This is a genomic window from uncultured Clostridium sp. (genome assembly GCF_947036855.1).
In the GTDB taxonomy this organism is placed as follows: domain Bacteria; phylum Bacillota; class Clostridia; order Clostridiales; family Clostridiaceae; genus Sarcina.
This window is the reverse complement of sequence record NZ_CAMQRY010000078.1, coordinates 1-12,160: the sequence shown is the minus strand read 5'-3', so window position 1 is coordinate 12,160 and position 12,160 is coordinate 1. Positions and strand designations below refer to the sequence as shown.

Genomic DNA, 12,160 nt, shown 5'->3' with positions numbered 1-12,160 from the left:
TGCTGGTTTACTTAATTTCATCTGTTTAATTTTCAAAGACCTTATCGCCTTGTTTCAGACAACTTATTTATAATACCAAATTAAAATTCAAATGTCAACAACATTTTTTAATTTAATTTTAGTAATTTGTTTGCTGTGTTTATTTCACACTTGCTTACATATGGAATTATATCATCTTTATAAGCTTAAACTTTATTTAATAAATTGCTTTTTGGCCATTTCTACTTTTTTTCTCTAAAATTCTTTTAGTTACGTCTTATTTCAATATATGACACACAAGGTTTAGTTTCTTAATTATATTCAGAAATATCACTATATCATATCTATTTTTAGTAGATTCCTCTTCTTATTTACTCATTATATTCTTCTTTTAATCGCTTATATTTTTTCTCGACAAATAAAAAAAGTTATTTCAAAGCATATAGCTCATGAAATAACTTTTTTCTTCATCTATTTAAATTACATAAATATTGTTGCTCCTGGTCCTAATGGTAATTTTAATGTCATCCATACAATTAATAATACTGACCAACTTATTAAGAATGCTACTGAGTATGGTACCATTGTTGATATCATTGTACCAATTCCTGATTCTTTATCATACTTTTCACTAAATGATACTATAAGTGCAAAGTATGTCATAAGTGGAGAAATTATATTTGTTGATGAATCTCCTATTCTATATGCCATCTGTGTAAATTCTGGTGCAAATCCCATTCCCATTAACATAGGAATAAAGATTGGTGCCATAATTGCCCACTTTGCTGATGCTGAACCCATGAATAAGTTTATAAATGCTGTGACTAATATAAATCCTAATATTAATGGTACACCTTCAATATTAGCTCCTTTTAAGAAATCTGCACCTTTAACTGCTATTACAGTTCCAACATTTGATTGTGAGAAATACTTTACAAACTGTGCTGCAAAGAATACAAGAACTATATATCCGCCCATTGTAGACATTGTTTTACTCATCTCTTTTATTATATCTTTATCATTCTTTATACTTCCTGCACCTATTCCATAAGCAACACCTAGTACTAAGAATATTATTGCTATTATAATAACTATTGAATTCATAAATGGTGATTTTTCTATAAGTGATCCTGTTTCTGCATTTCTTAATAATGCATTTTGAGGTATTGTAGTGATTCCTAAAATAATAGCTACTACTATACTAGCAAATCCTGTATACTTAAGACCTTTCTTTTCTGTAGTTGTAAGTTCTACACTTGTTTTAGTATCAGAACTTCCTTTATACTCACCAAGTCTTGGTTCAACAATCTTCTCTGTTACTATAGTTCCTACTATTGCAATTAATATTGTTGATACTACTAAGAAGTACCAGTTATCAGCTATTCCAACACTTGCTGAAGCATCACTAATTTTTGCTGCTTCTGTTGATATTCCTGCTAATAATGCATCTGTTGGTCCAAATATTATGTTTGCACTAAATCCACCTGATACTCCAGCAAATGCTGCTGCAAGTCCAGCCATCGGATGTCTTCCCATACTTAAGAATACAATTGCTCCAAGTGGTATTAATACAACATATCCAGCATCTGAAGCTATATTTGATATTACTCCAGCTAAAACTACTACTACTGTAATTAATGTTTTAGGAGTACTTAACACTAATTTTCTAAGAGCTGTTCCAATTAATCCAGTTCCTTCAGCTACACCAACACCTAGCATTGCTACTAAAACTGTCCCAAGTGGGGCAAATCCTGTAAAGTTTGTTAATGCTCCTTCAAGCATTCCAATTATTCCTTCTTTTGATAATAAACTTGTAACAGTAACTATTGATGGTACCATCTGTCCTGTAGCTTTATCTAGTACATCATATGTAACTGAAACCCCCATTCCAGCCATGACATGAGATACTACCATTATTATTCCACATAAAATTACAAATATTGTAGCTGGATGCGGTAGTGCATTCCCTACTTTTTCAATAAAATTTAAAATACCTTTTTTCTTTACTGTTTCATTCTTTACTGACATTTTGTTCCCCCCTTAAAATTATTTTCACCAAGCGTCCACTCTTGATGGACATGTGTTTTTGTTATTAGATTGATTCTATCACATTTTAGCAAATTTTGTAATATAATATAATTAATTTCTTTTTAAACTTTTTATGGATACTTTGAACTTATCGTTAAGATTTTTAACACAATAAAATAAAAGGTCAAAAAACACTTTATATAGTGCTTCTTGACCTCTTTATCTTATTTATTACATTAATTACAACTAACCCAATGCATCCACCTGTTGTATCTATAAATACATCTTGTATTCTACCAGCCCTTCCTGGAACAAATGCTTGATGTAATTCATCTGACATTGCATATAGTATAACCCCTATAATTGTATATATCATTGCTTTTTTAGTAATTGTTATATAATCTTTCAATACATTATATAATAGTAAACTTAAAATCATATATTCACATATATGAGCAGCTTTTCTCACAATTACTGAAGCAAACTCTCCAAAGTTTCCTGATAGATTAATACCAACTGAACTCAATATAGTTATAACTAAATCACTTTGTCCTGTAGACTTTTCTCCATTACTGCTCGACATATAGAATATTAATCCCATCCACATAAATAATAGAGCTAAGTTTATTATTTTCTTTTTACTTAATTTCATATTTACCCCTCTTCTAATAAAATCATCTCTCTCTTATTATAGTAAGGTTTATATTTTTTTCAAATCTATTTATCTTTATTTACATTTCTTTATATTCTGTATACTTTTTTTATTATTAAAGGTATATCACTAGCACCCTTTAATTCTTCATCATCTCTGACTGTTGAATTTTTATCTGTTATTACATTTTCCATCTTTACATTATCACCAATTTTTGTATTTTGAAGTATTACACAGTTTTTTAATACTGTATTTTCTCCTATATATACTCTTCTTGCTATTACACAATTCTCAACTTTCCCTTCAATAAATGAACCATTAGCTATTATTGAATTTTTAACTTCACTATTTTCCCCATATCTAGTTCCTGATTCATTTTTAGTTTTTGTGTATATAGGATTTTCACTGTAGAATAATTCTTTTGTTACTTCTTTATTTAATATCTCTTTATTCATTTTATAATAACTCTCTAATGAATTTATACATCTTAAATATCCAGTAAAACTATAAGCTCCTACCTTTAAACTATCTGTATTATATTTAATATAATTTTTAACTTTTCTTGTATTCCCATTTTTAATACAACTATAAACTATGTCTATAAATAAATTTGTTTTCATAATATACATTTCCATACTAATATTTGCTTGTTTATCTATCCCTATATTTTCCCCAATGCTTTCTACTCTATCATTGTTTATATTTAAAACATCACATCCAATAAAATCTGTTTTAGCATCATTAACCTCTTTATATGCCATTGTTATATCATTTCCACTTTTCTTATGACTTTCCATAATCTTCGAAAAATCTATATTAGCCATCATATGTGATGGTGCAAGTAAAACATATTCTTTTCTACTAAGTTTTAAAAATTCTAAGTTATCACAAAAAGCATGTACATCATCATATGATGGCTCTTTGTCTGCAAAATTAAATACTCTAAGTCCATCTCTTTTTCTATCTAAATCCCATGCTTTTCCATTAGATATATGGTCTAGTAATGATCTTGATTTATTTTTTGCAAATATTCCTATACTCTCTATTCCTGAATTAGTCATATTTGATAAAATAAAATCTACTATTCTATATCTACCTGCTATTGGCACAGCTGCAAGTGGTCTATTTCTTACTAACTCACCCATTCTATTTTCTTTTTCATCTAAATTTATTATACCAACACAATTTTTCATACTCTTCAATCCACCTTTTCCTTTCACAATTTAATTCACTAAAGTTCCATCTGCTATTACTTCTTTAGAACCTATTACTGCTATCTTCTCCCCATCTCCAATAATAACTTCTCTATTTAGAATTACTTCACTTCCAACAATAGCTTTTTCAACTCTGCATCCTGCTCCAATTTTTGTATTAGGCATAATTACTGAGTTTCTGATTATAGCTCCTTTTTCAACTTTAACACCTTGGAATAATATAGAATTTTCAACTGTTCCCTCAACTTCACAGCCTTCAACAATTAAAGAACTTTTAACCTTTGCCTTTGCTCCAATATATTGTGGTGGTGCCATTGTACTTACTGAACAAATCTTCCATTCTTCATCATAAAGTCCAAGCTCACACTCTTTATCTAATAAATCCATATTTGCTTCCCATAAACTTTCTATTGTTCCAACATCTTTCCAGTATCCCTTAAATGGATATGCAACCATCTTTTCTTCATTTTTAAGCATACTAGGTATTATGTTCTTACCAAAGTCATTTTCTGATGTAGCATCCGATTCATCTTCCACTAAATACTTTCTAAGTTCTTTCCAGCTAAATATATATATTCCCATTGATGCATTATTACTCTTAGGATTTTCTGGTTTTTCTTCAAATTCATAAATAGTCGAATCTTCTCTTGTGTTCATTATTCCAAATCTACTAGCCTCTTCCATTGAAACTTTTAATACTGCAATTGTTGCTGCTGCTTCTTTCTCTTTATGGAAATCAAGCATTTTTTCATAATCCATTTTATAAATATGGTCACCTGATAATATAAGTACATATTCTGGGTCATAACTATCTATATATGGTATGTTCTGATATATTGCATTAGCTGTTCCCGAATACCAATCTGCTCCTTTTTCACCTTGGTATGGAGGAAGTATACTTACACCACCATCTCTTCTATCTAAATCCCACTGACTTCCTATCCCAATATGAGAATGTAGTTCCATTGGACTATATTGAGTCAAAACTCCTACTGTATATATCCCTGAATTAGAACAATTACTAAGCGGAAAATCTATTATTCTATACTTTCCACCAAAAGGTACTGCTGGCTTTGCTAATTTCTTTGTTAAAACTCCAAGCCTTGAACCTTGTCCCCCTGCTAAAATCATTGCTACTATTTCTTTTTTACTCATAATCTCAATTTTCTCCTTTCTTACCTTCTACCTTATAAATTTAATCTGTTAAAAATTTTGTTATATATGCTAATGAAACTTCTGATAAATTCTGCCCATTTTCTAAAGCTTCTATTTTTTCTTCTAAATTCATAATCCTTTGCTCTGTATTAGAAACAATATTTTTAACTTCTGTTAATAACTTTTCATTGTATGATATTTGTACCCCATCTGTATCAAGACAAACTCTTTCTGGCGGATTTCCACAATCTATACACTTTGCATAGATGACCTCAGACTCAACATCTTTAAATATTTTAAATTTATCTGTTCTACAAGAAGAGCAATTTGATAATAGTGTAAACCCATGACCATTATATAGATGTTCGTAATTACTATTACACTGCGTACATATTATAGATAATTTTTGATATTCATTTTCTAAATAAAAACTATTACCTGTACATCCTTCTTTTTCACAAACTACTGTTCTTATCACTATAATCACCCCCTAAATGATAACTATGTTTTTTTTTCATATAAAATTACTAGAAAAAAATTTTTAACGTTTTATTTTTAAAACAAAAAAAGAATTTGTACAAGTATATTCAATTTGTACAAATCCTTTAATAATATATATTCAATTTTCTTCTTATAAATTCATAAGCTTAACTTATTATTTTAAATTATTTATCTTATAAATTTTTATACATTACATCTGATCCCCAAATACCAGTAGCATATTCTGCTATAGTTCTGTCTGATGAGAAAATTCCAGAGTGCGCTATATTTATCGCACACATTTCTTGCCATTTATTTTTATTCCTATATAACTTATCTGCTTTCATATCTGCATCTACATATGATGCAAAATCTTTTAATACAAAAAACTCATCATTATAAGGTATTAAGTGCTGATATATCTCATTAAACTTATTTGTATCATTTGAATACTTACCATTCTTCAAATCATCTATAACATTTTTTATTCTATTATCATTTTTATAAAACTCATATGCTGAATATCCACCATTATTATAATAATTTAGTACCTCTTCTTCTGACATACCAAATATCATTATATTCTCATCTGAAACTTCATCTCTAATTTCAACATTTGCTCCATCAAGTGTTGCTATTGTTATAGCTCCATTCATCATAAACTTCATATTAGAAGTTCCTGATGCTTCTTTTGTAGTTGTTGAAATTTGTTCACTTAAATCAGTAGCTGGTATTATTTTTTCAGCAAGTGAAACTCTATAGTTATCTAATAAAATAACTTTAAGCTTACCATTCACCCTAGGATCATTATTTATCTTTTCACCAAGTGTACTTATAAGCTCTATTGTATTTTTAGCTAAGTGATATGCTGGTGCTGCTTTTCCACCAAATATAAATGTTCTTGGAACAATATCTTTATTAGGATTTTCTAATATTTCATTATATAAGTTCATTATTTTCAAACAGTTAAGAGTTTGTCTTTTATAAGCATGTATTCTCTTAACTTGAACATCAAATATTGAATTTGGATCAACTATTATTCCTTTAGTATCCTGAATCACTTTTATAAGCTTATTTTTATTATTTAATTTTATCTGTGCAAGTTTATCCTGTACTGATGTATCATAGGCAAACTTTTTAAAATCTATCATATCTGTTGGATGTTTAATAAATGATGTACCTATTGTTTCTTTCAAAAGATTAGTTAACTCTGGATTTGATTTTAGAAGCCATCTTCTGTGAGTTATTCCATTAGTCTTATTATTAAACTTTTTAGGGTACATATAATAAAAATCACTCATCTCTTGCTTTTTAAGAAGTTCAGTATGAAGTTTTGCAACTCCATTGACACTATGACCTCCAACAATACAAAGGTTTGCCATTCTCACATACCCATCACCTATAATAGCCATTCTTGAAATTTTATCCCATTGTCCTGTATATTTACCCCAAAGTTCTCCACAGAATTTCTCATTAATCTCATTAACTATCATGTAGATTCTTGGCAGAATAGATTTAAACATATCAATTGGCCACTTTTCTAAAGCTTCTGATAAAATTGTATGGTTAGTGTATGCAACTGTATTATTAGTAATTCTCCAAGCAACTTCCCATGATAGTCCCTCTTCATCAACTAAAATCCTCATAAGTTCTGGAATTGCAAGTGCTGGGTGAGTATCATTTACATGAATAGCTATCTTTTCATCTAACTTTTCAATATCTCCACCAAGTTTTTTATAATGTCTTATAATACCTTGTATTCCTGCTGATACAAAGAAATACTCCTGCTTTAATCTTAAAACTTTTCCTTCATAAACAGAGTCATCAGGATATAAAACATGTGAAATTGCCTCTACAGAATTCTTATATTCAATTGCCTTTAAGAACTCACCTCTACTAAATGATGAGAAATCAAACTCTTCACTTACAGTTTCTGCACTCCAAAGTCTTAAAGTATTAACAACATCATTGTTATATCCTACAACTGGAGTATCATAAGGTACTGCAAGTACTGGTTCATAATTTATATGTGTAAAAACCTCTCTACCTTTAATAGTTTCAACTTTTACATTCCCACCAAACTTTACAACTTCTGATTTACTTGATTTTCTAGCTTCCCATACATTTCCCTCTCTAAGCCAAGTATCAGGCACCTCTATCTGTGTATTATTTATAATTTTTTGCTCAAAGAAACCATACTTATATCTAATACCACAACCATGCCCTGGAATATTTAAAGATGCCATTGAATCAAGAAAACACGCTGCAAGTCTACCAAGTCCTCCATTCCCAAGTCCTTGATCACTCTCAAATTCTTCTAAATCATCAAGCTTAATATTAAGTTCTTCTAATGCATCACGACAAATATCTCTTATACCTAAATTTAAAAGTGCATCTCCAAGCAATCTTCCTAAAAGAAACTCCATAGAAAAATAATATACTTGCTTAGCTCCCTCTTCATTATACTTTTTATTAGTATCAACCCAAGAACTTGCCACATAATCTCTTATAAGACTCCCCAAAGTTTCATATCTATACAAATCACTACCACTATTTAATTCTTCTCCATAAAGTTCTAAATATTTTTTCTTATAATCACTTTTAAACTGTTTTTTATCTATATTAATCATTGAAACCCTCCTTAAATTACTTGATAGCCTTCTCCACTATCATTTCATACAAGGTTTTATAAAGTTTTGCTGATTTCTCCCAACTATTTTCAGATGCCATAGCATTTTCAACCAATACAGTCCATTCTTCTTTTCTTTTATATGTTTTTATAGCTTCCTCAATAGTGTTAATAAGCTCTTGTGAGCTATAATTAGCAAAACTAAAACCATTACCCGTTATATCATATTTATTATAAGGTGCTATTGTGTCCTTAAGACCTCCTGTTTCTCTAACTATTGGTATAGTTCCATATCTCAATGCAATAAGCTGTCCAAGTCCACAAGGTTCAAAAGCAGATGGCATTAAAAACATATCTGATGCTGCATAAATTTTATGAGCCAAAGCATTACTAAAGCATATATTAATACTAACCTTATCGTTATATCTTGATTTTAAACTTTTAAAATGCTCCTCATATCCATAATCACCAGTACCTAAAACAACTAATTGAACCTTTTGTCTAAATAACCTATCAATACAATTAATTAAAATATCTATACCTTTTTGATTAGTTAATCTTGAAATAATAGAAATCATCGGCACATCACCATTAACAGGCAAACCTAATTCTTTTTGTAACTCCATTTTATTCAACTGCTTATCAATGTGTGAATCAATATCGTACTGTTTAAATATATATGAATCTGTTTTAGGATTATATTCATCATAATCTATACCATTTACAATCCCCCAAACATCATCTGATCTTTCTCTTAAAACTCCATCAAGCTTTTCACCATACCACTCTGACTTAATTTCCTGTGCATAAGTATTACTAACTGTACTAATCTTATCGGCATAAATAAGTCCAGCCTTCATAAAACTTGCAGCTCCATAAAGTTCTATAGTTCCATTTTCATACTGCTCTAAAGTATAACCAAATAATTCTGGTAAAATATTTTTATCAAAATTACCTTGGAATAATAAATTATGAATTGAAATAACAGTTTTCATCTTAGCATAAAACCCATCACTATGATGCTGATACTCAAGTTTATGAAGTGCTGGAATCATTGCACATTGCCAATCATTACAATGAAGTACATCAGGGCACCACTCTACAAACCTTAAAACTTCTAAAACAGCTCTATCAAAATATCCAAATCTTTCACCATCATCATAATATCCATAGAGTCCATCTCTCTTAAAATAATATTCGTTATCTACAAAATAATAAGTGACATTATTTTTTACAATTTCAAAAACTCCGCAATGTTGTCTTCTCCACCCTATATTTACTCCAAAACTCCCTAAAAACTTCATTTCAGAAATAAACTCTTTTTTAATCCCTTTATATTTAGGTATTATAACTCTAACATCATCACCACAATCTGCTAAAACTTTAGGAAGTGCTCCCATAACATCTCCAAGTCCACCTGTTTTAATAAAAGGATGTGCTTCAGATGCAACAAATAAAATCTTCATACTTATCTCCCCCAAATTAAATATTATTTAAACCTAAAAAGTTCATAGTATCTTTCTTAACTACTTCAAATATATCATCATCAATATCTCCACTCTCATCTTCAACAAGACCTAAAACTAATGTAGCCATAGGTGGAACTCTTACTTCTACTGAGAAAGGTTCTGTCTGATATGGAGTATTAATTGCTGAAATTTCACCTTCAATTACCTTTCCTGAGCCACCATACATTAATTCATCTGAATTGAATACCTGTTTATACTTACTATTAAACGGAACTCCCACCTTATAGCTTTCATAATATCTTGAAGTGAAATTACATATAAAAATTAATGCATCCCTCGCAGGGTTATGTCCTTTTCTCATAAAGACAAATATACTTTGCTCTTTATTATCAGCATCAATCCAAGTAAAACCATCTTGCAAATGATCTCTCTCCCACAATGCATTACTATTTTTGTAGAAATTATTTAAATCCTTATAAAAATTATTTATACCTGAATGAATAGGATAACTTAAAAGTTTCCATTCAAGCTGTTCATACTCTCTCCACTCTATAAATTGTCCAATCTCAGCTCCCATAAAATTAAGTTTTTTACCTGGGTGTCCCATCATATAAGATGCAAAAAGTCTAAGCCCAGCAAACTTATTCCAATAATCACCTGGCATTTTATCTAAAAGTGATTTCTTACCATGAACAACTTCATCATGTGAAATAGGTAATATAAAATTTTCTGAATAATTGTACATCATAGAAAATGTCATATCATAATGTTTATTAGCTTTTAAAAAGTCTTCTGCTTCACAATAATCTAAAGTATCATTCATCCATCCCATATCCCACTTAAAATTAAATCCAAGACCACCATATTCAACAGGGTGAGAAACTTTTTCCCAAGATGTAGATTCTTCAGCTGCAATAATTAAATTTTTAAACTCTGCACTTATTGTTGAATTTAATGTTTTAATAAACTCTACAGCATCAATATTATGTGTTGAACCATCACTATTATATCTCCACTCACTCTTATCTCTTCCATAATTTAAATAAAGCATATTAGCAACAGCATCTACTCTAATTCCATCAAAATGATATTCTCTAATCCAAAAAAGTGCATTTGAAATTAAAAAACTTCTAACTTCTGGTCTACCTAAATCAAAATTACAAGTTCCCCAACCTGTATTTTCTGCTTTCCATTCTTCTTCATATTCATAAGTTGCTGTTCCATCAAATCTATAAAGCCCTTGAGTATCTTTACAGAAATGTCCTGGAACCCAATCTAAAATTACTCCAATATCATTTCTATGAAACTCATCAATAAGCTCTTTAAGCCCATTTGCATTTCCAAATCTACTTGTAGCTGCATAAAATCCTGTTATTTGATAACCCCAAGATTTATCCAATGGATGTTCCATAATTGGCATTAACTCAACATGGGTATATCCCATCTCTTTAATATACTTTGGAAGAATATGTTTTAATTCTCTATAAGTTAAAAGTTCACCATCCTCCTTAGTTTTCCAAGAACCTAAATGTAATTCATATATATTAACTGGACTCTCTTCTATTTTCTTTTGCTCTCGTGTTTCAATCCATCTAGAATCTTTCCATCTATACATATTTTTATTAACTATTATAGATGCTGTACTTGGTCTAAGTTCTGAAGCTTTCCCATAAGGATCAGCCTTTAAAACAACATTCCCCCTACTATCTTTTATTGCAAATTTATATCTTGTAGATGCTTTTATAGCTGGAATAAAAATACTCCAAAGCCCCATATTATTAATTTGTTTCAATAAATATTCAATTTTTGGCTCCCATGAAGAAAAATCTCCAACAACAAAAACTTCTAAAGCCTTCGGCGCCCAAACTGTAAATCTAACACCTCGTTTTCCATCCTCACTTCTAATTACAGCTCCCATAAAATCATAACAATTAAAATGTTTTCCTTCATGGAATAAATACATATCTAATTCTGTAAAATTCATCTTACTAATTCCCCCCTTATTTTATTACTAAGTATAAAATTTGCTATATAAATACACTTTATTTTTTAGCTTTTATACCATTTAAACTATATTAATTATTCAATATAGTTTAAATGGTATAATTTTTCAAATAATTTAAAACCTTATACTAAAATACTACGTAACATAAACAAAAAAAATTACAAAAAAGAGAACTTAGTTACCTAAGTTCTCTTTTTTTATTAACTTCTCTATTATATCATTCACTTTTTCTTTCTAATTTTCCACCTAAAACTTATAGATATTACTCTAAGTAAAACTTTTTTATTTTAAAAACAAAAAAAGCCCATGAACATAGTTCATAGACTTTATATTTGGTGGAGGTAATGAGAATCGAACTCATGACCCCTTGCGTGCAAGGCAAGTGCTCTCCCAACTGAGCTATACCCCCAAAATGGTGCATCCTCGGGGATTCGAACCCAGGACCTACCGGTTATGAGCCGGTTGCTCTAACCAACTGAGCTAAGGATGCAATGAATCTGGCAACAACTTACTCTCCCACACGCTCGCGCATGCAGTACCATCAGCCTC

At 29.8% G+C, this 12,160-nt stretch carries 8 protein-coding genes and 2 tRNA genes; all 10 read right to left on the bottom strand.

Annotated features, from left to right (window positions below):
• Nucleotides 1-459: 459 nt before the first annotated feature.
• The 10 genes from Q0V15_RS08825 to Q0V15_RS08780 all read right to left on the bottom strand — a co-directional run bounded on the left by Q0V15_RS08825 (nucleotide 460) and on the right by Q0V15_RS08780 (nucleotide 12,101).
• A complete protein-coding gene (locus tag Q0V15_RS08825) occupies nucleotides 460-2,007 on the bottom strand; it encodes an AbgT family transporter (RefSeq protein WP_297438097.1) in 1,548 nt (515 codons plus the stop codon).
• 196 nt (nucleotides 2,008-2,203) lie between these two features.
• Entirely contained in the window at nucleotides 2,204-2,659 is a 456-nt protein-coding gene (locus Q0V15_RS08820) for a VanZ family protein (protein ID WP_297438095.1), read from the bottom strand.
• A gap of 89 nt (nucleotides 2,660-2,748) precedes the next feature.
• A complete protein-coding gene (gene glgD / locus Q0V15_RS08815) occupies nucleotides 2,749-3,852 on the bottom strand; it encodes a glucose-1-phosphate adenylyltransferase subunit GlgD (RefSeq protein ID WP_297438093.1) in 1,104 nt (367 codons plus the stop codon).
• A 30-nt stretch (nucleotides 3,853-3,882) separates the two neighbouring features.
• On the bottom strand, nucleotides 3,883-5,028 hold the full coding sequence (locus tag Q0V15_RS08810) for a glucose-1-phosphate adenylyltransferase (RefSeq protein ID WP_297438091.1): 1,146 nt from the start codon (nucleotides 5,026-5,028) through the stop codon (nucleotides 3,883-3,885).
• 40 nt (nucleotides 5,029-5,068) lie between these two features.
• Nucleotides 5,069-5,506, bottom strand: coding sequence for a hypothetical protein (locus Q0V15_RS08805; RefSeq protein WP_297438089.1), 438 nt, complete (start codon nucleotides 5,504-5,506; stop codon nucleotides 5,069-5,071).
• A gap of 196 nt (nucleotides 5,507-5,702) precedes the next feature.
• Nucleotides 5,703-8,138, bottom strand: a complete 2,436-nt coding sequence (locus Q0V15_RS08800) for a glycogen/starch/alpha-glucan phosphorylase (RefSeq protein ID WP_297438087.1) — start codon at nucleotides 8,136-8,138, stop codon at nucleotides 5,703-5,705.
• A gap of 16 nt (nucleotides 8,139-8,154) precedes the next feature.
• Nucleotides 8,155-9,603: a glycogen synthase GlgA gene (gene glgA, locus Q0V15_RS08795; RefSeq protein ID WP_297438085.1), complete on the bottom strand. Its 1,449-nt coding sequence runs from the start codon at nucleotides 9,601-9,603 to the stop codon at nucleotides 8,155-8,157.
• Between the two features lie 16 nt (nucleotides 9,604-9,619).
• Nucleotides 9,620-11,590 (bottom strand): 1,4-alpha-glucan branching protein GlgB, encoded by a 1,971-nt coding sequence (gene glgB, locus Q0V15_RS08790; RefSeq protein ID WP_297438083.1) that lies wholly within the window; start codon nucleotides 11,588-11,590, stop codon nucleotides 9,620-9,622.
• A gap of 354 nt (nucleotides 11,591-11,944) precedes the next feature.
• Nucleotides 11,945-12,020, bottom strand: a tRNA-Ala gene (locus Q0V15_RS08785).
• 4 nt (nucleotides 12,021-12,024) lie between these two features.
• Nucleotides 12,025-12,101: transfer RNA gene (locus tag Q0V15_RS08780), tRNA-Ile, on the bottom strand.
• Nucleotides 12,102-12,160 lie beyond the last annotated feature (59 nt).